This window comes from Geodermatophilus sp. SYSU D00705 (assembly GCF_054050135.1).
In genome coordinates this window covers 12238-37200 of record NZ_JBJGYT010000007.1, presented here as the reverse complement: position 1 = coordinate 37200, position 24963 = coordinate 12238, and the positions used below count along the sequence as shown (strand labels likewise).

General features: G+C 72.7%; 18 protein-coding genes and 1 pseudogene. 6 read left to right on the top strand and 13 right to left on the bottom strand.

Features of this window, described 5'->3' with window-relative positions:
• Nucleotides 1–26: 26 nt before the first annotated feature.
• The 5 genes and pseudogenes from fdh to ACI78Q_RS07645 all read left to right on the top strand — a co-directional run bounded on the left by fdh (nucleotide 27) and on the right by ACI78Q_RS07645 (nucleotide 6823).
• Nucleotides 27–3323 (top strand): annotated as a pseudogene (fdh, locus tag ACI78Q_RS07665) (formate dehydrogenase).
• A gap of 19 nt (nucleotides 3324–3342) precedes the next feature.
• Entirely contained in the window at nucleotides 3343–4428 is a 1086-nt protein-coding gene (locus ACI78Q_RS07660; protein WP_456922733.1) for a 4Fe-4S dicluster domain-containing protein, read from the top strand.
• Complete coding sequence (gene nrfD / locus ACI78Q_RS07655; RefSeq protein WP_456922732.1) at nucleotides 4425–5465, top strand: NrfD/PsrC family molybdoenzyme membrane anchor subunit; 1041 nt, start codon at nucleotides 4425–4427, stop codon at nucleotides 5463–5465. Before ACI78Q_RS07660 ends, nrfD begins: the two co-directional genes overlap by 4 nt.
• 37 nt (nucleotides 5466–5502) lie before the next feature.
• A complete protein-coding gene (locus tag ACI78Q_RS07650; RefSeq protein WP_456922731.1) occupies nucleotides 5503–5685 on the top strand; it encodes a hypothetical protein in 183 nt (60 codons plus the stop codon).
• 295 nt (nucleotides 5686–5980) lie between these two features.
• Nucleotides 5981–6823 carry a polysaccharide deacetylase family protein gene (locus ACI78Q_RS07645; protein WP_456922875.1) on the top strand — a complete coding sequence of 281 codons (843 nt, stop codon included), beginning with the start codon at nucleotides 5981–5983 and terminating at the stop codon, nucleotides 6821–6823.
• A gap of 8 nt (nucleotides 6824–6831) precedes the next feature.
• Here ACI78Q_RS07645 and ACI78Q_RS07640 read toward each other — a convergent pair whose 3' ends face one another.
• The 10 genes from ACI78Q_RS07640 to ACI78Q_RS07595 all read right to left on the bottom strand — a co-directional run bounded on the left by ACI78Q_RS07640 (nucleotide 6832) and on the right by ACI78Q_RS07595 (nucleotide 19635).
• Nucleotides 6832–7650, bottom strand: coding sequence for a hypothetical protein (locus ACI78Q_RS07640; RefSeq protein ID WP_456922730.1), 819 nt, complete (start codon nucleotides 7648–7650; stop codon nucleotides 6832–6834).
• A gap of 89 nt (nucleotides 7651–7739) precedes the next feature.
• Entirely contained in the window at nucleotides 7740–8429 is a 690-nt protein-coding gene (locus ACI78Q_RS07635) for a hypothetical protein (RefSeq protein WP_456922729.1), read from the bottom strand.
• A gap of 1 nt (nucleotide 8430) precedes the next feature.
• Nucleotides 8431–9708, bottom strand: a complete 1278-nt coding sequence (locus ACI78Q_RS07630; RefSeq protein WP_456922728.1) for a glycosyltransferase family 4 protein — start codon at nucleotides 9706–9708, stop codon at nucleotides 8431–8433.
• The gene (locus tag ACI78Q_RS07625; RefSeq protein ID WP_456922727.1) at nucleotides 9708–11204 is read right to left on the bottom strand and encodes a hypothetical protein; all 1497 of its coding nucleotides are present in this window, start codon (nucleotides 11202–11204) and stop codon (nucleotides 9708–9710) included. Before ACI78Q_RS07625 ends, ACI78Q_RS07630 begins: the two co-directional genes overlap by 1 nt.
• Before the next feature lie 30 nt (nucleotides 11205–11234).
• A complete protein-coding gene (locus ACI78Q_RS07620) occupies nucleotides 11235–12326 on the bottom strand; it encodes a carboxylate--amine ligase (RefSeq protein ID WP_456922725.1) in 1092 nt (363 codons plus the stop codon).
• Between the two features lie 131 nt (nucleotides 12327–12457).
• On the bottom strand, nucleotides 12458–13678 hold the full coding sequence (locus ACI78Q_RS07615) for an FAD-dependent oxidoreductase (RefSeq protein ID WP_456922724.1): 1221 nt from the start codon (nucleotides 13676–13678) through the stop codon (nucleotides 12458–12460).
• Nucleotides 13679–13716: 38 nt separating this feature from the next.
• Nucleotides 13717–15147 carry a hypothetical protein gene (locus tag ACI78Q_RS07610; RefSeq protein WP_456922723.1) on the bottom strand — a complete coding sequence of 477 codons (1431 nt, stop codon included), beginning with the start codon at nucleotides 15145–15147 and terminating at the stop codon, nucleotides 13717–13719.
• Nucleotides 15140–16669 carry a hypothetical protein gene (locus tag ACI78Q_RS07605; RefSeq protein ID WP_456922722.1) on the bottom strand — a complete coding sequence of 510 codons (1530 nt, stop codon included), beginning with the start codon at nucleotides 16667–16669 and terminating at the stop codon, nucleotides 15140–15142. The genes ACI78Q_RS07610 and ACI78Q_RS07605 overlap by 8 nt, the downstream gene beginning before the upstream one ends.
• Complete coding sequence (murJ, locus tag ACI78Q_RS07600) at nucleotides 16666–18342, bottom strand: murein biosynthesis integral membrane protein MurJ (RefSeq protein WP_456922721.1); 1677 nt, start codon at nucleotides 18340–18342, stop codon at nucleotides 16666–16668. The genes ACI78Q_RS07605 and murJ overlap by 4 nt, the downstream gene beginning before the upstream one ends.
• Nucleotides 18343–18438: 96 nt before the next feature.
• Nucleotides 18439–19635 (bottom strand): DegT/DnrJ/EryC1/StrS family aminotransferase, encoded by a 1197-nt coding sequence (locus tag ACI78Q_RS07595; protein ID WP_456922720.1) that lies wholly within the window; start codon nucleotides 19633–19635, stop codon nucleotides 18439–18441.
• 691 nt (nucleotides 19636–20326) lie between these two features.
• Between ACI78Q_RS07595 and ACI78Q_RS07590 the strand changes: the two genes are divergently transcribed.
• Nucleotides 20327–21532, top strand: a complete 1206-nt coding sequence (locus ACI78Q_RS07590) for a glycoside hydrolase family 5 protein (protein ID WP_456922719.1) — start codon at nucleotides 20327–20329, stop codon at nucleotides 21530–21532.
• Nucleotides 21533–22132: 600 nt separating this feature from the next.
• Here the strand turns inward: ACI78Q_RS07590 and ACI78Q_RS07585 are convergent.
• Genes ACI78Q_RS07585 through ACI78Q_RS07575 form a run of 3 tightly spaced genes read right to left on the bottom strand, consistent with a single transcriptional unit; the run spans nucleotide 22133 to nucleotide 24653 of the window.
• Nucleotides 22133–22867: a sugar transferase gene (locus ACI78Q_RS07585; protein WP_456922718.1), complete on the bottom strand. Its 735-nt coding sequence runs from the start codon at nucleotides 22865–22867 to the stop codon at nucleotides 22133–22135.
• A complete protein-coding gene (locus ACI78Q_RS07580) occupies nucleotides 22864–23514 on the bottom strand; it encodes a hypothetical protein (protein WP_456922717.1) in 651 nt (216 codons plus the stop codon). The genes ACI78Q_RS07585 and ACI78Q_RS07580 overlap by 4 nt, the downstream gene beginning before the upstream one ends.
• On the bottom strand, nucleotides 23511–24653 hold the full coding sequence (locus ACI78Q_RS07575; RefSeq protein WP_456922716.1) for a Gfo/Idh/MocA family protein: 1143 nt from the start codon (nucleotides 24651–24653) through the stop codon (nucleotides 23511–23513). The genes ACI78Q_RS07580 and ACI78Q_RS07575 overlap by 4 nt, the downstream gene beginning before the upstream one ends.
• Between the last annotated feature and the right edge of the window lie 310 nt (nucleotides 24654–24963).

Sequence of the window (24963 nt, the reverse complement as noted above, 5' to 3'; positions counted from 1 at the left end):
CGGATCGCCCCGGTGGTGGCAGAGTCCTGGGGGTGAAGACCTGGCTAGACGCGTGGCCGGTGTTCCGGCAGCTGACCGGCCCGGACCCGCTGGGACGCGGCAGGGCGGCCCGCAGCAAGGGCACCGAGAACGTGGTGAGCCGCACGGCCACCGCCGACCGTGTCGTGCAGAGCGTCTGCCCGTACTGCGCGGTCGGCTGCGCGCAGCGGATCTACGTGAAGGACGAGCAGATCGTCCAGATCGAGGGCGACCCCGACTCGCCGATCAGCCGCGGCCGGCTGTGCCCCAAGGGCAGCGCGAGCAAGCAGCTGGTCACGAGCCCGACCCGGGTCACCACGGTCAAGTACCGCCGCCCGTTCGGGACGGAGTGGGAGGACCTCGACCTCGACACGGCGATGGAGATGATCGCCGACCGCGTTCTCGAGAGCCGCCGCAAGGGCTGGCAGGACACCGCGGACGGCAGGCGCGTCAACCGCACCATGGGAGTAGCGAGCCTCGGAGGGGCGACCCTCGACAACGAGGAGAACTACCTCATGAAGAAGCTCTACAGCGCCCTCGGCGCGATCCAGATCGAGAACCAGGCGCGCATATAGCACTCCGCCACGGTCCCCGGTCTGGGGACCTCGTTCGGACGTGGCGGCGCCACGAACACCCTGGAAGACCTCGCGAACTCCGACTGCATCGTCATCGAGGGTTCGAACATGGCCGAGTGCCACCCGGTGGGCTTCCAGTGGGTCACCGAGGCCAAGGCGCGCGGGGCGAAGATCGTGCACATCGACCCGCGCTTCACGCGGACCAGCGCGATCGCCGACCTGCACGTGCCGCTGCGCATCGGCACCGACATCGCGTTCCTCGGCGGGCTGATCAGGTACGTGCTCGACAACGAGCTGTACTTCAAGGAGTACGTCGCGGCCTACACCAACGCCGCGGCGCTGGTGGGTGAGGAGTTCGTCGACTCCGAGGACCTCGACGGCATCTTCTCCGGTTTCGACCCGGCCAACCGCACCTACGACGAGTCCAGCTGGCAGTACGAGCCCGAGGAGCCGCCGCACGCCTCCTCCGACGACCCGGCCCAGGCGGCCGAGCAGAAGCAGGCCGAGCAGCACCCCGACGTGAAGAGGTCCGACCGCGCCCAGGCGGCCGGCAGCGGCGGGCCCCCGATCCCGGCGAAGCCGAAGCGGGACGAGACGCTGCAGCACCCGCGGTGCGTCTTCCAGATCCTCAAGCGGCACTTCGACCGCTACACGCCGGAGATGGTGGCCGAGGTCTGCGGCGTCGAGCCGGAGGTCTTCCTCCAGGTCGCCCGGTGGATCACCGAGAACAGCGGCCGCGAGCGGACGACGGCGTGGGTGTACTCGGTGGGCTGGACGCAGCACAGCGTCGGCGCGCAGTACATCCGCACGGCATCGATCCTGCAGACGCTGCTGGGCAACATCGGCCGTCCCGGCGGCGGGATCATGGCGCTGCGCGGGCACGCCAGCATCCAGGGCTCGACCGACGTCCCGACGCTGTTCAACCTGCTGCCCGGCTACCTGCCGATGCCGCACGCCCTCCAGCACCAGACGCTGGACGACTACGTGGCCGACGCCGCCGGCAAGGCCGGGTTCTGGGGCAACAAGCGGGCCTACACGGTCAGCCTGCTCAAGGCCTGGTTCGGGGACGCCGCCCAGCCGGAGAACGACTTCTGCTTCGACCACCTGCCCAAGATCGACGGCGACCACAGCTCGTACCAGACGATCGCCGCGATGATCCGGGGCGAGGTCTCCGGCTACTTCCTGGTCGGGGAGAACCCGGTGGTCGGCCACCCGAACAGCCGGATGAACCGGTTCGGGCTGGCCAACCTCGACTGGCTGGTGGTCCGTGACCTGCAGATGATCGAGTCGGCGACCTTCTGGAACCAGGCGCCCGAGATCGAGACCGGCGAGCTGGCGCCGGAGACGATCGGCACCGAGGTGTTCTTCATGCCCGCGGCGACGCACGCGGAGAAGGAGGGCACCTTCACCCAGACCCAGCGGGTGCTGCAGTGGCGGCACAAGGCGGTCGAGCCGCCGGGCGACGCCCGCAGCGACCTGTGGTTCTACTACCACCTGGGCCGCATCCTGCGGGAACGCCTGGCCGACTCCACCGACCCGCGGGACCGCCCGCTGCTCGACCTCACCTGGGACTACCCGCTCGAGGGCGAGACGCAGGACCCGAGCGCCGCGGCGGTGCTGCGCGAGATCAACGGCACCGGCCCCGACGGGCGGGCGCTGTCGTCCTACATGCAGATGACCGACGACGGCTCCACCACCGGCGGCTGCTGGATCTACTGCGGCGTCTACGCCGACGAGGTGAACCAGTCCGCCCGCAAGAAGTCGCACCGCGACCAGGGGCCGGTCCCGTCCGAGTGGGGCTGGGCGTGGCCGCTGAACCGCCGCGTGCTCTACAACCGTGCCTCGGCCGACCCGGAGGGCCGGCCGTGGAGCGAGCGCAAGAAGTACGTCTGGTGGGACGAGGAGGCCGGCCGCTGGACCGGGGACGACGTCCCCGACTTCGAGGCGACCAAGCGGCCGGACTACGTGCCGCCGGAGGGCGCGCGAGCGCAGGACGCGATCGCCGGGACCGACCCGTTCGTCATGCAGGGCGACGGCAAGGCCTGGCTGTTCGCCCCCGCGGGGCTGGTCGACGGGCCGCTGCCGACGCACTACGAGCCGGCGGAGTCCGTCGTCGAGAACGGGCTGTACAAGCAGCAGGCGAACCCGACGGTGGAGTACATCGAGGGGCCGTGGAACCGGGGCAACCCGACGCGCAGCGACGTCTTCCCGTTCCAGGTGACCACCTACCGGCTCACCGAGCACCACACGGCCGGGGGGATGAGCCGCACGCTGCCCTACCTCGCCGAGCTCCAGCCGGAGTTCTTCGTCGAGGTGAGCCCGCAGCTGGCCGAGCTGCGCGGGCTGGCCAACGGCGAGTACGCCACGCTGGTCAGCGCCCGGACGGCGGTGGAGGCCAAGGTGCTGGTCACCGAGCGGATGCGGCCCATCCGGCTGCGGGACGGCACGGTCGTGCACCAGATCGGGATGCCGTACCACTGGTCCTACAGCGGCATCTCCACCGGCGACGCCGCCAACGACCTGCTCGGCATCGTGCTCGACCCGAACACGCACATCCAGGAGTCCAAGGCGAGCACCTGCGACATCCGGCCGGGACGCCGTCCCCGCGGGCCGGAGCTGCTGGAGCTCGTGGAGTCCTACCGACGGCGGGCCGGCGTGGCCTCCGGGCGGGTGGGCCTCAACGGCCGCGACCCGGTCGAGGCCTCCGCGGGGGAGGGGTCCACGCAGTGACCAGAGAGAGGAGGCCGGCGTGACCTCGATCAGCTCGGCGAGCCCGGCCTTCACCGGGAACGACCCGCACAACCGGCTGTACGGGCCGCTGCCCGACGTCCAGGGCGAGGCCGGCTACGACGGCGACCACCCCGCGCGGGTGGGCTTCTTCACCGACACCTCGGTGTGCATCGGCTGCAAGGCCTGCGAGGTGGCGTGCAAGGAGTGGAACCTCCTGCCGATGGACGACTCGCACGGCAACCGCGACGTCATCGGGCTGTCGGGCATGTCCTACGACAACACCGGTCAGCTGGGCGCCAACACCTGGCGGCACGTGGCGTTCATCGAGCAGGTGCGCACCGTCGACCTGCCGATGCCCACCGTCGGGCCGCCGTCCCACGTGTCCGCGCCGGGCGGGACCGGGGACGCCCAGAGGCACCCGGCCGACGAGCTCGGGCTCGGCGCCGACCAGGTGCTGTCGGCGCAGACCAGCGTGCTCAACGCCGAGGCGCTGACCGAGTTCGACCCGCAGACCGCGCAGTCCGGCGACCGGCAGGTCCGCTGGCTGATGAGTTCCGACGTGTGCAAGCACTGCACGCACGCCGGCTGCCTCGACGTCTGCCCGACCGGCGCGCTGTTCCGCACCGAGTTCGGCACCGTGGTCGTCCAGGGCGACATCTGCAACGGCTGCGGCTACTGCGTGGCGTCCTGCCCGTACGGCGTCATCAACCAGCGCAAGGACGACGGCCGGGTGTTCAAGTGCACCCTCTGCTACGACCGGCTCACCGACGGGCTGCAGCCGGCCTGCGCCACGGCGTGCCCCACCCAGTCGATCCAGTTCGGCAACCTCGACGAGCTGCAGGCCCGGGCCGACGCGCGGCTGGCGACGCTCAAGGCACAGGGTGTGGAGACCGCGCGGCTCTACGGCCGCGACGAGGACGACGGCGTCGGTGGCAACGGGGCGTTCTTCCTGCTGCTCGACGAGCCGGAGGTCTACGGCCTGCCGCCGGACCCGATCGTCACCACCCGCGACCTGCCGGCGATGTGGAAGGCCGCGGGGAAGGCGGCCGTGATGATCGTCGGGGTGGCGCTGTCCGCCGTCCTCGGCTCGAGGCGGGCGCGGTGACGGAGGGGATCACGACGCCGGGCGCGGGCTGGCGGCGGGCCGGCGGCTCGGACGTCACGGCCGAGGCGAACGGCGGGCGCCGCCGCCGACGGGGTCGCGGCCGGGCCGGTGGCGAGGTGTCGATGGTCGAGGAGGCCGACTTCACCTCGTACTACGGCCGGCAGATCGTCAAGACACCGATCTGGAAGAGCCCCGACGTCCCGCTCTACCTCTTCCTTGGCGGCGCCGCGGGGTCGTCGTCGATCCTCGGAGCGATCGCCGACCTCACCGACCGCCCGAACCTGACCCGGGTCACCCGGCTGGTCTCGGGCGGCGGGGCGATCGCGTCGGTGGTCTTCCTGGTCCACGACCTGGGGCGCCCGGAGCGGTTCCTGCACATGCTGCGGGTGATCAAGCCGACCTCGCCGCTGTCGATCGGCACCTACATCCTGTCGCCGTTCAGCGCGGCGGCCGGGGCGACCGCGGCGGTCGAGCTGCTCGGCTGGTTCCCGCGGCTCAAGCGCTTCGGTGGCGTGGTGGCCGCGCTCTTCGGCGGGCCGCTGGCCAGCTACACCGGGGTGCTGCTGGCCAACACCGCCGTCCCGTCCTGGCACGCGGCGCACACCCAGCTGCCCTACCTCTTCGGGGCCTCGGGGATGGCCGCCGGCGGCGGTCTGGCCATGGCGCTGAGCCCGGTCGCCGAGGCCGGCCCGGCCCGCAAGATGGCGGTGGCGGGGGCGGCGATCGAGCTCGCGGTCACGCACGGGGTGGAGAACGACCACGGGATCCTGAGCGAGCCGTACCACGAGGGCCGGCCCGGAGCCCTGCTGCGGGCGGCCAAGGCCTGCACCGCGGCCGGGGCGGCGCTGACCGTCGTCGCCGGACGCCGACGGGCCGGCGCGGTGGCCTCCGGAGCCCTGCTGGCGGCCGGGTCACTGCTGACCCGGTTCGGGGTGTTCGAGGCGGGGATGGCCAGCACGAAGGACCCGAAGTACGTCGTCGTCCCGCAGCGGGAACGGATCAAGGCCCGGGAGGACGCCGGCACCATCACCCGCTGAGTGCGTCCGGCGGAGGAGGTCCGCCGGAAGGGCGGGTGTGTTCGTCCTCGTGGTCGCGGTGCCCGGGCTGCTGGTCGTCGTCCTCGGCTATGCCGTCGGCCACGCACTGTGGACGGCGGTCGGTGGCCCGGCGCCCGAGGTCGCCGGCTGGGTCACCGGCCTGCTGTTGCTGGCCGTTGTCTGCTGGGCGGTCACTCGTCGGTGGCGCCACTCTCGGTGACCACTGCGACTGCCAGGTGCCCAAAGCGGACGACCAGGGTCGTGCCCCTTCTCCAGGGCACTTGACCCGGATACCGTGCCCAGACCGCCGGGGGAGGCGGCGCTGACGAGGACCGGCCCGGGCGGCTCGAACCGGCGAGATGCGGCTGGGCCGTGATGGGCCACCACCACGGGACGGCGAGATGAGGGTTCTCCGAGGAGCCGGTCGCACTGCGTCCGGCGTGGTCACTGCGGCGCGAGGCTGGGGTCGCGGGCTGAGGTCTGCGCATCCCCTGGTCCGCTGGGCCGTGCCGGTGATGCCGGTCCTGCTCGTCGTCCTCGCCGCCTGGGTCTTCTCCGGCGCGTCCCAGGCCACCGCGCCCAGCGGTGGGGATCTCCAGGGCGCGCCGCCCTCGGCACCGCAGACAGGCCCCGCAGTGACCACCGTCGTGTCCCTGACCTTCGACGACGGGGATGCTGCCCAAGCCGTGGCCGGTCCTCTGCTGCGGGATCGGGGCCTGCGAGGGACCTTCTACGTGAACGCCGGGAAGGTGGACGCCGGCAACGCCCAGAACATGACCTGGGCGCAGATCGCCAGCCTGCACGCGGACGGCAACGAGATCGGGGGCCACGGGGCCAACCACCTGGACCTGACCGATCCGGCCCTGCCGGACTCGGTGCGGCGCGAGGAGGTGTGCGGGGAGCGCGCTCGGCTGGAGGAGCTCGGCTTCGACCCGGTGAGCTTCGCCTATCCCTTCTCCGCCTTCGACCCGGCGGCGGAGCAACTCGTGGCTTCGTGCGGGTACCTGTCGGGCAGGTCGGGAGGCGGGCTCGGGCCCGAGGTGGGGGTCTTCTCCGAGACCATCCCCCCGCGCGACCCGTTCGCGACGCGGGCCGTCCACACGCCCCCCAGCGGCCCGTGGTCGCTCGCCGCCCTGCAGGACGCCGTCGTCCGCGCGACAGAGCACGGCGGTGGGTGGGTCCCGGTGCCGTTCCACCGCATCTGTGCCCAGGGGGATCCCGTGTTCTCCTCCTGCATGTCCGGCGAGTCGCCCGTCGACGTGGCGTCCTTCACCGCCTTCCTGGACTGGCTGGGAGACGGCGCGCCCCCGGGGACGACTGTCCAGACCGTGCGTGAGGTCATGGGGGTGCCCGGCTGAGGGGCGTCTCAGAAGCCGGGCTCGCGCCAGGGGGCAGTGTGGTACCAGTGCCGCGCTCGCGTCAGGTAGCCCTCGCCGGAGCGCACCTCGTCCGCGCTGCCGTCGTGCCAGTCCCCGGAGTACCAGGCTCCGACGCAGCCCCACAGGTCACCGGGCCCGTAGACGCCCCTGCTGCGGTTCCCGTGGTCACGCAGCCACCAGACCCAACCCTCGTAGCAGCCGCGCAGCCAGCCGCCCAGGACGTCGACGCCGGCGGCCGTCGAGTCGCGGTTCCACGGGTAGATCCCGGGCCACGAGGACGACCGCACACCGACGAGCCCGAACGTCACGGGGCAGGGGAGCGGCATGCCGGGTTCCGGGCACTCGGCGGCGTCGTAGACGAAGTCGCCGTAGTTGGACTGGCGCCAGGTGCTCTCCATCATGGCCATGGCCCTGAGGACGTCGTCCGGCACACCCCACTTGGCAGCCGCCCACTGGATGATCTCGTCGGTCGTCCCGGTGGCGTCTCCGGTGATGCGGCCGAGCACGTGGGTGTTCCACTTCGGGTCGTACGCCAGGTCGGCGTCCCGCCGCGGTACCAGGGCCAGCCCGGTCGGCACCGTTTCGTTGTAGCGCCGGTTCTCCGGGCGGGGCTCCCACGCCGACCGGTGCACCATCGCGGTCGCCTCGGCGTCGGTGGGCAGAGAGGCGTAGGCCCCCACCGGCTCAAGCTCCAGGTACCCGCCCTTCGGCGGCGGCGGCGGCGACGGCCCGGGTGCCGGGGCCGTCGCACGTCCCGATCCGTCCTCGGCGACGGCGACGGCGGCGACGATCGCGACGACCGTCACGGCTGCGAGGACGCCCCCCGATACCCAGCGCAGTCGCCTCGGCCGGCGGACCGCGGGGCCGTCCCCGGGCCCGGCGGTCGGCCCCACCACTAGGGCCCCCGCCCGGCGTCCGGAGCGTCGTCGGGGTGCACCGCTCCACGGTGCGGGGACCTCCGGGGGTGCGCGTGGAGCGCGGCCGGCACGCAGCCGATGGCCAGCAGCAGCCACGCCTGTACCTCGCAGCCGTGCTTCACCACCGCCTTGAGCTGGTGCGCCAGCGGGTCGGCGCCCACGCCCAGACCCGTCAGGACGCGCTCACCGACCACGTGCAGCCCGAAGGCGACCGCCAGCAGCGCCACGCCGGCCAGCAGGAGACGCGACCCGGGACGGGGCACCATCCGGGCGACCGCCACCACGCAGGCGAAGGCACCGGCCAGGACAGGCGCGTACAGGAGGAGGTAGTGGGGGACGTGGTCGTGCACGCGGAGCGCCTTGTCCACGGCGATGACGGTGAGCAGGGGCGGGAGGGCGACGAGCGCCGGCCGACGGTGCGGGGACCGCACCAGCAGCAACCAGGCCGAGCCCGCGGCCGCGAGGGCGGCGAGGTCCCCGACCAGCCCGAAGGCGCCGCCGTCCTCGGCGGAGTCCAGTACGTCCACCCGGAGGTCGAGGACGGCGTAGTCGACCAGCTGCGCCACACTCCCCGCGGCGACCACCAGCACCGAGCCGACGACCGCCGCAGGAACGGGACGGTCGCGGACCCACCGCCATCGCGGGCGGGCGGGCGTGGTCGTGGCCATGTCAGCGCACCTCCGTGGTGTCGGGCCGGGACGGCGGGGTGGCCGTGCCGAGGGGGACGGCTCGTGCGGCCCGGCCAACGCGGTCGGTGGCCCTGTCGACGACCTCGACGTAGTCCCGCACCTGCCGCTCCCATGCGAGCTCGTCGCGGAACCGCTGCCGTCCGGCACCACCCAGGGCTGCGCGGCGCCCGGGATCAGCGAGCAGTGACACGATCGCGCCGGCCAGCGCCGGGACGTCGCCGGGTGGTACGAGCACCCCGGCGCCGGCCCCGATGGCCGACGTCTCCCGCAGGTCGAACGCGACGAAGGGAACACCGAAGGCCATGTACTCGAGCACCTTGACCGGCGAGACCTCCTCCTGGAGTGCGGCGTCCATGCCGAGGTCGGCCGTGGCGAGGTGCGTGAAGACGGTCTCCTCCTGGACCCAGCCGGGGAACGACACCCACGCGTCCAGCCGGAGCTCCGTCGACAGCGCTCGGGCCGCATCCAGGCACTCACCGTCACCGAGCAGGACGAACCGGACGTCCTGCACGCCGAGGACGTGGACGACGTGGTGGACGGCCGCGAGGACGAGGTCGAGACGGTCCTGCCGGCCCATCTTGCCCGTCCAGCAGCAGAGGAACCGGCGGCCGTCCCGCAACGACTCGTCCGGGCGCGCCGTCGACACGCGGGCGAGAACCGGACCGTTGCGCACGATGGTCACCCGGTCGGGGTCCGCCCCTGCCTGCACCAGCCGTTCCCGGAGTCGGTCGTTGACGGTGACCGTCTCGTCGGCGACACGCTGCGTCTCGCGCTCGAACCACCGGAGGACCGCGGTGATGGCGGGTGGGGGACGCTCCAGACGCATGGCGAGGAGCTCGGGCATCAGGTCGCGCTGGTCCACGACGACCGTCGCGCCCAGGCCCTTGAGCACCCAGGCGAGGGGGAAGTAGAAGTCCGGGGGCTGGCTCAACTGGAGGACGTCCACGCGGTCTCGCAGGCGGACCCGCGCCGAGTGCACGGCCGCCCAGGCGAACGAGACGGCGTACTCACGGACGTAGCCCAGCACGCTCCGCGGCTCGCTGGGCGAGGGGTATTCGAGCACGGTCGTGCTGGGCAGCCGGCGGTACTCGTCGTTCTCCGGCGCCGCCCGGGTGATGACCGTGACCCGGTAGCCGGCGGCGACCAGGTCACGGACCTGCTTGCGCACCCGGATGTCGATCCCCAGCGCCACGTTCTCCACGACGAGGAGGACGTGAGGGGTGCGGTCGGGGGCCGCTCGCCGGCGCCGGGACGGCATCACGGCGCCTCCACCCCCGGGGCGGCGAGCAGAGCGGCGTCCGGGGTCGCGAACCGGACCCTCCCGTCGGCGGCGGCCGGCCCGTCCACCCGCCATCCGTCCGGGGTCTCGCGGAGGGTGGACGCCGCCCGTCGTCGCCACCACTCGGCGACCTCTCTCGGCAGTGCCTGCCACGCGGTGCCGTCGTCTCGGAACTCCGACACGAACCGGGCCCAGGCCCTGGCCACCCGGGTGTCCACGGCGTAGTCCGGATGGGCGAGGACGAGCGCCATCCCGCCGCGGTCGCGCAGGTGGTGCGCCTTGCGCAGCCACAGTTCGGCGTCCTGGTGCCCTAGGATGGCGAACACGGTGTGGTCCTGCGGCAGCGTGATCGGCAGCTCGACCTGGTCCTCGTTGAAGAAGGGCAGGTGGCTGCAGCACCCGCCCGGTTGCGGCTCGTAGGGGTCGGTGTCGGTGTAGGACGAGTCGTAGTCGAACCCCAGTCGGGGCATCCAGGCCCAGACCCGCTGGGTGGCCGGTGAGCGGAACCCCACCGCACCCCACCGCTCGGCGTACGCCCGGATCGCCGGCCGGCGCCGTTCGAACAGCGTGCGCGAGCCCAGGTCGCGACCGTCGTGCCGCAGTCCGTGCACGCCGATCTCGCACCCCTCGCCCCGGAGGGTCTGCAGCACGGACTCCTCCACCGGGTACCGCTCGGGGACGAAGTTCCACGACGAGCGGAACCCCGCCGCCCGCTCCGCGTCGCGCAGCAAGTCGATGTTGCGGTAGCCGAGCTCGGTCTCCACGTCGTGCGTGAGCACCAGCGCCCACGACCGGCCCCCGGGCCAGGCGTCGAGCCACGGGACGGGACCGCCCCGAACGCCGGCCAGGAGGGCGAGGAGCCACACGTACAGGTCGTGCAGGCTGTCCTCCACCGGCCACCGCGGGAAGTCCGACCGGCTCTGCACCCGGGTGAGGCGACGCCGGAGGGCGAGCTGGGCGGCTCGGGGGATGGCGGGTTTGGCGAGGTAGTAGCCCCTCAGCAGGGCGGCCTTGGCGACGGCGGCGGATCGGTTCCGCCCGATGGTCAGGTACCGCTCGGACCAGAGGTTCTGCATCACCTCGCCGGCGTCGAACGGGACGAACACGGCGCCGTCCTCGTCCCTCCACACCGATGCGACGCGCGCCCCCCGACCATCGAGGACCGGCTGGACGGGGCGCCATCCGGTGCCGACCTGCGGCAACCACCCCGCCGCCGTGGGATCCGGGACGACATGCCCGACCAGCCACGAGTCCCCCAACCGGAACCTGCCCTCGACGCAGGACGTCGCGAGCTGGTCCCGCGCCTCCGCCCGGAACCAGAACAGGGCGCGTCGCGCACCCACGTCGGTCGAGTGGTCGTGGACCCGGCCGAGGAAGTCCAGCGTCCGGTCCGACCCGAGGTCCCGGGCGTCGACCGAGTAGGGCACGCGGTGGTAGTCGAGCGGGGCGAAGGGGTGGGTGGCGCGGAGGAGCATCGGTTCTCCCGGGGTGGTCGCCGGTCTCGGTCACAACCCCCGGCGCACGGCCAGGTAGGGCAGCAGGGCGAGCTCGTAGAGGCCCGGTAGCGGATCCCGCAGGGAGAAGACCGCCTCGGTGTCGACCGACCGGAGCGAGGACAGGTACTGCCGCAGGTCGAGGTCCCCGCGCCGGAGGTCGCGCAGTGCGTTCGGCACGTCGGTCGTGAGGCGCACCCAGCGCACACCCGCGCTGGCCCGCACGGGTGCGACCGGCTCCCCGACCTGGTCCCGGAAGAGCAGGTACGGGAAGTCGACCCCCGCCGCGGGCCCGAGCGAGTGGTAGCCCCAGGTCCGCGCGTTGACGTCGAGGAGCTTGAGGACGCCGTCCCGCGGATCGCGTTTGTACTCGAGCTCCACCAGGCCGTGGTAACCGATCTCGGCGAGGAACCGCAGCGAGGGCTTGACGAGAGCCGACTCGTCGACCGTCTCGGCGAACGTGGTGGACCGGCCGAGATCGCTGGGGTGCTGCCGCCGCCGGACGACCGTCATCCAGGCGAGGGCTGAACCGTCCTTGACGAAGGCGCAGTAGGAGTACTGCTGCGTCCCGCCCCCCGGGATCATCTCCTGGACCAGGAGTTCGCCGTCGGTCCCCACCACGGAGGTCCCCCGTCGGAAGGCGTCGAGCAGCTCGCTCCGGCTCGTGACCCGCCAGCCCTTCACGTGCGTCGCGTAGAAGAAGTGCTCCTTGATCGCCGGCTTCACCACCAGCGGCACGGTCGTGTCGATCTGCGCGAGGTCGGCCTCCTCGGAGGGGTACCAGGTGCGCGGCACGGGGATGGAGAGTTCCTCGGCCAGCCGGTACGTGCACCGCTTGTCCCAGGCCTGCTCGACGCAGGCCCAGGACGGCGTGGGTACCCGGAAGTGCCGGGCCAGCGCCTCGCGGTGGGTGGCCAGGACGGCGACCGTCTCGTCCCGGGTGGGGTAGAGGACCCAGCCCTCCAGCCCGAACCGGCTCCGGGCGGCCCGCAGCGCCTCCAGGGTGGCGTCCGCGCTGCCGAGGTCGGGCACGCGCAGCCGGTGCGTGGTGAAGCGGGAGGCCCCGGCGATCGACCGCTCGTCGTCGACGACGCAGACCGGCACTCCATGCCGTCCCAGACTGCGGACGATCCCGAGTCCCTGGTAGTCCCCCCCGAGCACGACGGCACCGACGACGGGCCCGGATCCTCCACGGCCCGTCCTCCGCACGTGCGCCCGGTTGGACGCGGCGGCCCTCACGCCGCCTCGCTCCTCTCACGCACCGCCACCGCGGGGCGGCCCCGCCGCCGGCGGTCGGCCGCGGTGACCCGCTGAGCCACCGACTGGCCGCCGTACCAGCCGCCGGCCACGAAACGCATGATCGGCCCGAAACTCCAGGCGGCCGGGGCGCCGACGACGTGCAGTCCCGGCACCGATGTCTCCATCCCCCGCCGCAGCACGGGGTACCCGCCGACTCGCTGCAGCCGACCGGCGAGGGAGGGCGCGAGGAACGGGTACCGCGTCACGTCGACCCGGTAGCCCGTGCCGAACAGCACGTGGTCGACCGTGAGCTGTCCTCCCGTGGAGAGCCGTGCGCGCACCTGGTCCCCCACGGCCGTGAGCTCCTCCACCGTGGTCGCGAGGTGGATCGGGATCCCCTCGAGGCGGGGCTGCAGCCACCGTGCACCCGCGGGCCGGATCGAGCGGTGCGCCATCGGGTCCTGCACCGGTCGGGGGAGTCGGCGGAAGAGGTCGGGAACCGCCACGATGCGGGACAGACCCATGGGGCCCACGTCGGTGGGGGCGTAGACCACCTTCGACCAGCGGCCCAGCATGCGGTGGTACTTGCCGCCGTGCAGCCAGGTCAGGTGATCTCTGCGGACGGCGACCTCCACGTCGGCGCCGGCCTCGTGCAGCAGCGCGGCCGATTCCAGAGCGCTCTGGCCGCCCCCCACCACCAGCACGCGGCGTCCAGCGAACCGGGCGAGGTCGCGGTGGTCCGCGGTGTGCGAGACCAGCTCCGCCGGCAGGTGAGCGGCGACGGCGGGCCGGTGTGCGAAAGGTGCGATCCCGGCGGCCACGACCACCCGGTGCGCGCGCAGCTGGTCCCCGTCGGCGAAGCGCAGGGAGAAGCGGTCGGCGTCCTGCTCGAGGCGCTCGACCACCCGGTCGTCGACGTCCGGGGCGACGTGCTCGGCCACCCACGTGCCGTAGCGGAGGAAGTTCTCCAGGGCGATGGGATAGGTGAAACGGTCACCGGTGTCCGCGCGGTACGCGTCCAGCGACAGCGGACCCTCGTACTCGGCGATGCAGCTCGCCGTCCAGTTCGACCGCAGGACCATCCCCACCGGCATGGTCCTCCAGAACGACATGGGGTCACCGATGACGCGTGCGTCGACCCCCGCGCGTCGCAGGTGGGCAGTTGCGGCCAATCCGTGCGGTCCGGCACCCAGGACCGCGACATCCACGTCTGTCATGGGACTTCCTCCACCATCGTCGGGCACACGGGCGACGGTCAGTCGTCCGGCGTCGGCACCGCATCGGCGCCAGGTCGTTCCGGGGACCGGTGCGTTCCGCCGCTGCGCCCGTCCGGCGCGATGTCGTCGGCGGGTGCTCCGGTCCCCACGGCGGTCGTTCGGCCCGGCTCGCGTGCCGAGCGGCGCACCACCAGGACGAATCCGGCCAGCGCGGCATCGCTGCCGCGCAGCTCGGCGACTCCTGCGGCGACGTCGCGCCGCGTGGTCGCGCCCAGGAGGGCGGCGATGACGACCAGGTCGGCGCGCTCGGACAGCGAGGACGTCGCCGCGGCGCGCAGCACCGGTGCCGCGTGGACGACGACGTGCCGGATGTCGCGGGGGACCTGCTGCAGCAGTCGGTCGATCGCCCGCTCGTCGAGCAGATCCCCGGGGGCCGCGTGTCCGCCGCCGCCTGCGGCCAGCACCACGAGCCGCTCCGTGCGGCCGACACCCACCGCCTCGACGAGGGGGACGCGCCCAGCGACCACGTCGGTCAGGCCCACGCCGGTCGAGCGCTCCGCGGGGTCGCCCGTCCCGACCTGGCGCAGGTCCGCATCGACGAGGAGGACGCGGGAACCCGCGACGGTGAGCGCCGCTGCGAGATTGGCGGCGACGTCGGCGGCCCCGTCGTCCTCGGCCGTACCAGCGACCACGGTCACCGTCGCCGTCCCTGTCGCGCGGCGGTCGCCCGCCATTCGGCAGAGCTTGGTCCGCAGCTGCCGGTACGCCTCCGCCGTCGTGGAGGCCGGCTGCTCGACGACCGCGAGGTCGTGTCCGCCGTCCCGGCCGGCGGTGGCCGGCACGGTGACGAGGAGGGGTGCGTCGGCGCGCCGGGCCAGGTCCTGCGGCCCGCGGAGCCGGTCGTCTCGACGGTCCCGGACCATCGCGGTGCCCAGACCCAGGAGCAGGCCGAGGACGAGTGCGGCAGCGCCGTTGGTCACGTAGGCCGGTCCGGTGGGGGCCCCCGGGTCGGTCGCCGCAGTCAGGAGCGCCGCCTGCGTCCCGCGGTAGGAGATGTACGCGTCGGCGAGCGCCTGCGCCCGCCGACGCGCCGTCGCGGCGGTCTGGTCCTGGTACTCGAACACGAGGACGGTGGTCTCGGGGGGCACGCTCACCGACATCCCGGCCCGCAACCGCTCCGGGGACAGGCCCGTCTGGTCGGCCGCGGCCGACAGGACGGTCCCGGAGATCGCGACCTGCCGCTCCGTCTCCATGTTCGTGGCCAGTGCTGCGCCGCTCGGCGTGAGGGCGGGGTTGACGACGACCTGGACGTCCGAGCGGTAGACGGGGTCGTGCAGCGCCCAGGACAGGACCAGCGCGCTCACGGCCGTCGCGAGCGCGACGAACACGATCCACCCCGCCTGCACCCTCAGCAGCGAGCGGTCGCGCGGGCCCTCCAGAGGAGCCCACCGGGTCGAGTCCTCACTCATGGCTTCGCCGGACCCCCTCGTCGATCCCGTCCTCCGGCCTGGCAGCCGTGGCCCTCGCCGGTACGCCGCGGGCACCCGGGGCCGGCACCTGCCTCCTCGCCACGGCAGTGAGCGCCAGGAGCGCGAACGCCTCGTCCGCCGATCCCCGGTAGGTCACGTGCGGGTCGAACAGCATGAGGACGGCGATGACCACGAACGCGACGAACGTGGCGCTGCCTGCCGCCCCCACCGCGTCCGCGCGCCGCCGGGAGACGAGCCAGCCCCGGGCCGAGGCCACGGTGGTCAGGTAGACGTAGCTGAGCAGCAGCGGGATGCCGCCGCCCCACAGCAACCAGGTGTAGCCGCTCTCGATCCACACCCACTGCAGCGACTGGGTGGCCACGGGGACACGCGCGCTCGGCCGCACCCCCAGCAGGTAGTTGCCGTGGGAGAAGAGGTCCGGCCAGAAGTACGTGCGCAGGTTGCGCAGTCGCCCCACCCAGCTGGCCGGCATGCCGGAGGCGAGGGCGAAGCCCGAGAGGCGCTCGATGACGATCGGCCAGACCGCGATGATCCCGAGCCCAAACCCGAGGCCGAAGCCGCCGAGGAGGGAGGGCGAGCGGTGGATCCAGGCCACGAGCACGATCGCGAGGACCAGCCCGAGAGTGGTGGAGAACTCACCCGCGGCCAGCGTCGCGAGGATGAGCAACCCCGCGACCGCTGCGCACAGGAACGGGTAGCGGCGCTCCCGGAGCCACAGCCCGGCCAACACCGCCAGGTTCATGATCATCAGGTCCGCCACCGCCGCGGGGAGGGCGAGGGTCGCCCCTCCCCGGGCCACGTCGGTGACCGCGCTGGTGTCGCCGAAGGGGGCGTAGAACTCGGCCAGGATCCCGCGCACGCCGAAGAGGTCCAGGCCCTGCAGGATGCCGATGACGCCGACGACGACGGCAGCGGCCAGTGAGACGAGCAGACAGTTCCGCACCGAGCGTGGATCGCGGACGCTGGACCGGACGATCCAGTACAACCCGAGGAGCTTCCAGAGCACGAGGCTGTAGAGGAGGTCGTCCAGGGTGATCTCCTGACCGCGGACGGTCATCGTGACCAGAGGCACCAGTGAGTTGGTCACCGCGAACAGCAGGATGCCGATCTCGACGGCGTCGGGTCTGCCGAAGCGGACCGCTCCGGATCGGAGTCCGAACAGCCAACGCGCGGACAGGGTGGCGCCGAGCAGCAGCAGCAGGGCCTCGTTCGGCCGGAAGAGCGGGATCAGCACGCCGCGGTCGATCCCGGCGACGAGCGGCGTGGTCCCGATGATGAGGTAGGCAGCGGTCGGCGGGCGGACCCAGACGAGGGCCACCAGCAGCGCCACGGCGCAGGCGCCTACCACCAAGAGGGGCTGGTACACCGCCGCGAGCCCGGCGGCGCAGGCGCCGATCAGCGCCACCGGCTCCAGTGCCCTGCTCCCGGCGGCAGCGACGTGGTCCCGGCCTGGCTGCCGCGTGTGCCGGGCACGGGCGCTCAGCAGACCGGGCGACGTCATGGTCCACCCTCCCGGTCCCTGCCCCGGACGCGGCCGAGCCCGCCAGTGACCCAGGCGAGCTCCGGCGACCTCCACCACACCTGGAGGAGGAGGAACACCGTCGCGCCGAGCGCCGTGGCCGTCAGCACGGTCGCCGCCCAGCCGACCCGGCCGTCGAGCCAGCGGGGGATGAGCTGGGTCAGCACCCACACGGGGGGAGCCATCAGCGCGGCCCCACCCACGACCCTCGCGACGGTCGACCCCAGTTGGCCTTGGGCCGTGCCCGTCCGGCGCCGGAGGCGGAGCGCGAGGTGCCCGGCGCCGACGCAGTTGGCGATGGAGAAGGAGAGGCCGAGGACGGTCAGCACGGCGGCGCCCTCCACCAGGAAGGCAGAGCTCGCGAGCACCAGGAAGACCAGGACCTGCACGCCCATGGAGCTCAGTGGTGTCCGGCTGTCCTTGCGGGCGTAGGAGGTGTAGGTCAGCACCTGGAACAGGCCCTCGCCCACCACCCCCAGGGCGAGGGTCGCGATCGTGACCGCCACGAGGTGGACACCGGTGTCCGAGCCCATGCGCCCGATCGCGATCGTCTCCGCCAGGGGACGCGCCAGGAGGACGTAGCCCATGGCCGCCGGCACGGTCACGAAGAGCACGAGGGCCATCCCCCGCGTCCAGACCTGCCCGAAGCCCGAGGTGTCGCCGTCCGCGTGCAAGCGGGCCAGGCGGGGGAGGAAGGACAGCGCCACGGGCGTCGCTCCCAGGGCCACCACGAAGTAGTAGAAGGTCAGCCCCATCTGCATCGCCACGACGCCGCCGGCGACGCGGTTGGCGAGGACGAGGACGGCCAGCAGTTGGAGGGCGGCCAGACCCGCGAGGCCGAGAGCGGGCATGGCCCGGCGGACGAGGGCGACCACCTCGGGGTTGCGCCACCCCGCCCGTGGGACCAGCGTCACGCCCGCCCGGCGCGCACCCCACCACTGGACCGCGGCGTGGAGGACGACCGCTCCGGTCGCACCTGCTCCGAGGAGGACGAGCTCGGACTCGGGGACGACGTCGAGGTGGCTGGTCGTGCCATAGAGGAGCGCGGCGAGCCCGAGGACGACGAGCATGCCGAGGTTCTCCAGCGCAGGAGCCGCTGCGGCCAGGGCGAACCGCCGCTGGGCGTTCATCACCGCCGTGGCCGACCCCACCACGACGTAGAGCAGGACCTGCGGGACGAGGAGGAAGACCAGGAGTCGCCCGACGCGCTCCTGCGTGTCCCCGAGGGCAGCCGCCTCCGTCCCCAGGAGGCCCACGCGCAGCAGGAGTGGGCCGACCAGCACGACCGCGAACCCCGCGACCACCAGGGCCGCCAGGGCGACACCGAGGAAGCCCCCGGCGATCTGCTCGGCGGTGCGCCGGTCGCCGCCGTCCAGGGCCGGGACGAGACACGGCACCAGGAGGGAGGAGAACAGGGAGCCGGCCAGGAACCCGTAGTAGACGAGGTTCGGCAGCGAGTTGGCGAACTGGAAGGTGTTGCCCAGCAGAGTGGGGCCGAGGACCGCACCGATGGCGGCGACGCGGAGCACCCCGGTGAGCCGGCTGACCAGGGTCCACCCGGCGATGCGCACGGAGTCGCCGGCAGCCGCGGTGGCGACCACCTCCTGGTCGCCCCGTGCGGGGTCCAGTGCCTCGGCTCCTCCGGACGTGATCATCCGCGGTCTGCCCGGTGGGCGATGGGGGTCAGCGCCGACGTGGCTCCGGGCGAGGCCACGCGGCGCCGGTGCGCCACGGCGCATGTCACCCGATCGTCAGGCGACACCGTCGCCCGCTTCCGTCGCGACCGCCTCCTGGAGCGCCTCGCACACCCGGTCGACCTGCTCCGGGGTCAGGTGTGGGGACATGGGCAGAGAGAGCACCTCGCCGGCGCTGGCCTCCACGACCGGCAGCGATCCAGGCAGAGCGGAGGACCGGAAGGGGCGCTGTAGGTGGCAGGGCACGGGGTAGTGGAGGCCGGTCTCGATGCCGAGGCGGCGCAGCCGGGACCGGACCGACTCACGGCCGGCCACCCGGGCGACGAGCAGGTGGTGGACGTCCCCGGCGTCGGGGAGTCCCACGACCAGACGCGCCGGTCCTCCCGCCAACCGGGTCCGGTACCGCTCAGCGAGCGCACGACGCGCGGCCGTCCAGCCGTCCAGGCGGCGCAGCTTGGCGGAGAGGACGACGGCCTGGAGGGCGTCCAGACGGCTGTTCGTCCCGAGCAGCGCGTGGTCGTGGTGGGAGTCGGCTGCCCTCCCGTGGTCCCGGATGGAGCGGAGCCGGCCGGCCAGGTCGGCGTCGTCCGTGACCACAGCTCCTGCGTCCCCGAAGGCGCCCAGGTTCTTCCCGGGGTAGAAGCTGAAGCACCCGGCGTGACCCCAGGAGCCGGCCGGGCGCCCCCGCCAGTGGGCACCGTGCGCCTGCGCCGCGTCCTCGAGCACGACGAGATCGTGCGCCGCGGCGGTGCGCGTGAGGGCGTCCATGTCCGGCATCTGGCCGTACAGGTGGACGACGACCACCGCGCGAGTGCGCGGGGTGAGCGCCGCCTCCAGGGTTGCCGGTGTCAGGAGCAGGGTGTCCGGGTCGACGTCGGCGAACCGCGGCGTCGCCCCGGCCAGGGCCACCGCCTCGGCCGTCGCGATGAAGGTGTTGGCCGGGACGACGACCTCGTCGCCCGGCCCCACCCCGCAGGCGCGCAGCGTCAGGTGCAGGGCGTCGGTCCCGTTGGCCATGCCGACGGCGTGACGGGTGCCGCAGTAGCGGGCCCAGTCCTGCTCGAACCGCTCGACGGCCTCCCCGCCGATGAAGCGGCCGGAGTCGAGCACCTCCGCGAACCCGGCCTCCACCTCGGCACGGATCTCCCGGGTCATCGCGGCGAGGTCGGCGAACGGCACGGCAGGGAGTGATCCGTGCCCCGCCTCGGCCGGATGCGGGGCATCCGGCCGGGTGGTGGACAGGTCGGTCGTCATCGCACGTGCTCCCTGCGGGAGACGAGCGTCCCCCCGTCTCCCGTGAGCGCGGCCTCGGACTGCGGCGTCGGCACCAGGACGGCGACCGACGAGCCGGGGACGTGACCGCCCCGGCCACGGCGGCAGCCGCACGTCGTCCGCGGTCGGGCAAGGGCTGGAGTGATCATCGCGACCTCTGCTGGTGCGCTCGTGCGGCGGTCGTGGCGCGGCCGTGTCCCCGCTCAGGTGCAGGTTCTCGAACTCCGTCGGACAGGCCGACCTGCGGCGGCGTGCACCGTGGCCGGGCTCGGAGACGTCATCTCGGAGCCGCCCCCGCGGCTGGCGCGTCCAAGCGGAGCAGTCGTCACTCTGGGGCACCGAATGGCGCCTGTCCACACCCTGTAACGCGGATCCTCGCTTTTTCCAAGATCAGTCAATGATCTCGCTGGTCCGTCATCCCGTGGTTTCGGACCGTGCTCATCCCGTGACTGTGCGACTGTGTCGAAGATCCATTCGGACCGGCGGACTGTGACGCCGGTAATGGTCTCCGCCACGACTCCGCACCATTCTGCGACTCGTTTGTCCGGACTCTTCCGGATCCGTGTCGCCCGACGTACGGTGCCGGGCATCACTCGCCGGGTGTTAGCGGACAGTGACTGCCCTCGTCAGCCGACGACCCGCGCCGGGCCCGCGCACGAGAGGAGTCCGTCGGATGAGGGGCGCCTCTCCTGCCTTCAAGAAGGCCGCCGCCGTCGCCGTCGCTGCCGTCGTCCTGCTCGCCGGCCTGCTCGTCGTCCCTCGTTTGCTGGGGGCGTCACAGGAGCAGTCGGAGGCGGCGGCGGACTCGACCGGCCCGGCGGGGGACTCGATGTCGGGGCTCCGGGTGATGGGCAACCGCATCGTCAACGCCCTCGGCGCCCCCGTCCGGCTGGTGGGCTTCAACGTGTCCGGCTCTGAGTACGCATGCCTGTCCGGCTGGGGCTTCTTCGACCAGCCGGCGCCGGACTCGGCCCGCATGACCGAGGCCAGGGTCGCGCAGATGGCGGCCTGGAGTGGCGCCAACACCGTCCGCGTGCCCCTCAACGAGCAGTGCTGGCTCGGGCTCGGCGTGGACCCGGCCTTCGGCGGTCCCAACTACCAGGACGCCATCCGGGACTTCGTCGACCTGTTGCGAGCGCAGGGGTTCGCCGTGGTGCTCGACCTGCACCGCTCGGCTCCCGGGGACGCGCGGTCCGAGTTCCAGGAACAGATGCCGGACCGGGACCACAGTCTGGAGTTCTGGCGTCAGGTCGCAACCGCGTACAAGGACGACACGGCCGTGGTCTTCGACGTGTTCAACGAGCCATGGCCCCTGGGCGAGACCTCGGACGGGGCGTGGCGGTGCTGGCGCGACGGAGGGTGTCCGATGGAGTCGCGCAACGGTGGCGGGCAGTACCAGACCGTGGGGATGACCGAGCTCGTCGAGGTGATCCGCTCGACCGGTGCCGCCAACATCATCGCCCTCGGCGGCATCGCGTGGGCCGAAGTCCTCGACCAGTGGCTGGAGTACCGCCCGGACGACCCGCTGGACAACCTGGTGGCCTCCTTCCACAACTACGCCTTCAACCGGATCTGCCGCGACGCGAGTTGCTACGACACGGTCCTGGCCCGAGTCGCGGAGCGGGTGCCCCTCTATGCGGGCGAGGTCGGGCCGGACGCGGACGTCGCGGGGGACGCCCCGTGCCCCCCGAGTGCCGTCGGCGACACGGGGTTCTCCGACGGGCTGCTCGACTGGCTCGACCGGCACGGGGCCAGCTGGACGGCGTGGTCGTGGAACGCGTGGGGTGACTGCTACGCGCTCATCGCAGACCCCGAGGGCACGCCGACGCCGATCTGGGGACAGCAGATCCGGACGAGGCTGGCGGCCCTGGGCCAGTAGTGGGGCTCGGCGCCGGCTGCCCTCGCACGCGGAACGCGTCTGCCGCGCTTCTGCTCACCCTCTGTGATGGGCGAGGCCGCCCGGAGGTGGGTGCGTCCCGGTCGGGTCCCGTTCCCGGCAGCACGGAGAGGAGTGGCGTGATGGGTCGCTCTCCATTCCTGTGCGAGTCTTCGTGTGCGGAGTGCGGGTATGTCCCAAGCCGCATCGTCAGAATGGCGCACGACGATTCTCAGGCATGCGTCGGCGAGCGGTGGCGCGACGTCTGACAGCGTCACCGCTCGTCGGTCGACCGGCTGTCTGTGACCGTTGGAATGGCGTCCTCCGGTTGCCGGCGGACGATTCTCGCGGCCGTCGCGACAATGGCGGTCCGGCTCTGACCGAGGCGACGCGTCCGGTCGCTCACTCGGGGCGCGTGCAGGTCGGTGACGAGGCGAGGACCGACCGACCGACCGGACCGACCGGCCGTGCTGTGTCCGGCCGGGTGACCGGCGCCGGCAGGAGGCGACCGGCACGTGCCGGACCCGCGTCGTCGCCCATCCGGGCGACGACGCGGGATCGGGACCCCAGGAGGACCGGTCCCGGGATCAGTGGCGAGGGACGTCACCCGACCCCCCTGCGGCGGAGGACGGCGGGAACCGTGCGCAGGAGGATCGCGACGTCCAGCCGGAGTGACCGGGTCTCGACGTACCGGACGTCGAGGTCGAGCGCCTCGGTCATGGACAACCCGTTGCGTCCGCTGGTCTGCCACAGCCCGGTCATCCCCGGCCGTACGGCGAAGCGCGCCTCGTGCCGGGGGGAGAACAGGTCGGCCTCCCACGGCAGCACCGGCCGCGGTCCGACGAGGGCCATCTCCCCCCGCAGGACGTTGAACAACTGCGGCAACTCGTCGATGCTCGTCCGGCGCATCCAGCCACCCAGCGGGGTGATCCGCGGGTCGTCGACCAGCTTGAACAGCCCGTGGGCTCCCGTGGGGACCACCGCGGGGTCGGTCAGCAACGCGCGGACGTACTCCCGGTGCCGGGTGTCGTCGCACCCCGCCTGCATGGTGCGGAACTTGAGCATCACGAACGGCCGTCGCTGCTCGCCGAGACGCACCTGGCGGAACAGCGCGGGACCCCGGGAGGTGCACCTGGTCAGCACCGCGATGACGGCCATGAACGGGGCGAGCACGACCAGCGCGAGACCGGCGAGGACCACGTCGACGACGCGCGAGACGCCTCGCCGGGAGCGGACGGGGACGACCGGCGTCGGCAGAGCCGGCTCCGGGGGAGCGGTCTGCGGTACCGCCGCCGCCCGCCACGGTGTGGGTGCGGGCCGGATGAGCAGGGGTCTCACTGGTCCCTCCTGGTCAGGCGGTAGCGGGAGGCGGACTCGCGGACGGCCTCGATCCGCCGATCGACGGGAGGCAACTCCGTCACGCGACCGTGGACCACGGCGGGGTTCCCGTAGGCCACGCACCCCTCGGGCAGGTCGCGGGTGACCGTGGCGCCGGCGCCCACGAGTGTGCCGGGGCCGATGCGCACGAACGGCAGGATCGTGACGTTCACGCCGATCCGCGCGCCGGCACCGATGAAGGGGCCGGACATGACCGCTCCCGAGTCCGGGTCCCCTGGGTACAGGTCGTTGGCGATCGTCACGCCCGGCGCCAGGAAGGCGCCGTCTGCGATCTCGGTGAACTGCGCCACGTAGCAGTTGACGTGGATCTTCACGCCACTGCCGATGCGGCAGCCGTAGTCGACCACCGACCCGCTCCAGACGGAGACGTCGTCACCGATGTCGCACTCCTCCCGGATGACGACGTGGTGACCGGTCTGGAAGCGGGCACCGATCCGGGAACCCCGATAGAGGACGCTGCCGCTGCGCAGCCGCGCGTCCTCGCCCAGGACGAGGGGACCCCTGACGGGCCGCCCCGGTGGGTACCCGATGCTCACGTCGTCGTCGGCGAGGATCCGTGGGCCGATCTCGGCCTCCAGCGCGGTCATGACAGCACCGGGGACGGGGTGCGCGGGTGCGGGGTCTCCGACCCCCGTCGTCCGGCGCCATCCGTCAGGTGGTCCGAAGGCCGGGTGCGGTCGACGGACTGGCCGTCGGCGTGGATGGCCTGGTCCGTGGCGGCGAGGACGCGCACCACGTCCAGTCCGCGCTCGCCGGGGGTGTCCGGCCGGGCCCCAGTCCGCACGCAGGTGATGAAGTGCTGATCTTGGACGAGCAACGGCTCCTCGAAGGCGATGTACGGGGAGACGATGTCGCCGTTCCGGTAGGACACCGGGAGGGCGTGGGCCCGTGCCTGGTCCTCGATCGCCTCCACGTCGACCCCGATGTCGTAGACGCGGATCCGCTCGTTGTCCGAGAGGTCGTCGTACACCGCCATCCGGCGCTCACCGACGACGGTCACGCGCCGGGTCTTGTTCGGGGTCAGCCAGCTGACGTGCACGTAGGCCTGCGTCCGAGAGCACGGGAAGTCCAGGCGCAGGTGGGCAACGTCGGGGTGCTGGTTGCTGATGTGGCTGTGCGCCCAGACCGCTGTGGACGTGGGCATCTCGTCGAGGGCGTACGACACGATGGAGATGTCGTGCGGGGCGAGGTCCCAAATGACGTTCACATCGCTCTGGTAGCGGCCCAGGTTCAGCCGAGCCGTGTCGACGTAGAGGATCCGGCCCAAGACCCCGGATCGCACCAGCTCCCTCAGCTTGCGGACGGCGGGGTTGTACTCGAACGTGTGGCCGACCATGAGGCGCACGTCGTGCTCTTCGGCCGTCCTGACCAGGAGTTCGCCGTCGCTGACGGACGTGGTGAGGGGCTTCTCGACCAGGGTGTGCCGGCCGGCCGACAGGGCGCGGTGGGCGATCGCCGCGTGGGTGCCGGGTGGCGTCGCGACGACGACCGCGTCGACGTCGTCGAGCACGTCGTCCAGACACGTGGCCAGCCGGGCGCTGGGGTGGTGGGCCGCCGCTTCGGCCAGGCGGGTCGTCTGGCCGTCGACGACGGTGACCTCGACGCCCGGGATGCTGCTGAGGACCCGGACGTGCTTGGAGCCCCAGTAGCCGTACCCCACGACGGCGACGCGGTCGGGGCAGACGTGGTTGGACGTGAAGCGGATCGAGTGCGCTGTTTGACTCATCGGAAGTAGTCCTTGGCGTGCTCGCGCGAGTGCGCGGAGGAGCCCGTTGTCGGGCGGGAAGGTGTCTCGACGGGCGCCGGCTGAGCCGGGCCAGGGCAGGTGTGCGGTCACGGTCGGCGACGCGGCGAGCGCAACGGCGACCGTCGCCGCTCCTCAGTCGGGCCGGTCCCCTGGATCGTGCGATCGCATGATGGGGCGTCCGTCGACACTCCGAGTGGAGCGACCCTCGGCTCCCGGCGCCCCGAGCGGCAGCTGGTCGACGAGGATCGCCAGCTTGCCGTCGATGTAGGTGCCCTGTCCGGTCCCCGGG

Coding starts and splice junctions, on each gene's coding strand:
- ACI78Q_RS07645 (WP_456922875.1), top strand. CDS start 5,981: ATGCCGGTCCTGCTCGTCGTCCTCGCCGCCTGGGTCTTCTCCGGCGCG.
- ACI78Q_RS07635 (WP_456922729.1), bottom strand. CDS start 8,429: ATGGCCACGACCACGCCCGCCCGCCCGCGATGGCGGTGGGTCCGCGAC.
- ACI78Q_RS07630 (WP_456922728.1), bottom strand. CDS start 9,708: ATGCCGTCCCGGCGCCGGCGAGCGGCCCCCGACCGCACCCCTCACGTC.
- ACI78Q_RS07625 (WP_456922727.1), bottom strand. CDS start 11,204: ATGCTCCTCCGCGCCACCCACCCCTTCGCCCCGCTCGACTACCACCGC.
- ACI78Q_RS07615 (WP_456922724.1), bottom strand. CDS start 13,678: ATGACAGACGTGGATGTCGCGGTCCTGGGTGCCGGACCGCACGGATTG.
- ACI78Q_RS07610 (WP_456922723.1), bottom strand. CDS start 15,147: ATGAGTGAGGACTCGACCCGGTGGGCTCCTCTGGAGGGCCCGCGCGAC.
- ACI78Q_RS07605 (WP_456922722.1), bottom strand. CDS start 16,669: ATGACGTCGCCCGGTCTGCTGAGCGCCCGTGCCCGGCACACGCGGCAG.
- murJ (WP_456922721.1), bottom strand. CDS start 18,342: ATGATCACGTCCGGAGGAGCCGAGGCACTGGACCCCGCACGGGGCGAC.
- ACI78Q_RS07595 (WP_456922720.1), bottom strand. CDS start 19,635: ATGACGACCGACCTGTCCACCACCCGGCCGGATGCCCCGCATCCGGCC.
- ACI78Q_RS07590 (WP_456922719.1), top strand. CDS start 20,327: ATGAGGGGCGCCTCTCCTGCCTTCAAGAAGGCCGCCGCCGTCGCCGTC.
- ACI78Q_RS07580 (WP_456922717.1), bottom strand. CDS start 23,514: ATGACCGCGCTGGAGGCCGAGATCGGCCCACGGATCCTCGCCGACGAC.
- ACI78Q_RS07575 (WP_456922716.1), bottom strand. CDS start 24,653: ATGAGTCAAACAGCGCACTCGATCCGCTTCACGTCCAACCACGTCTGC.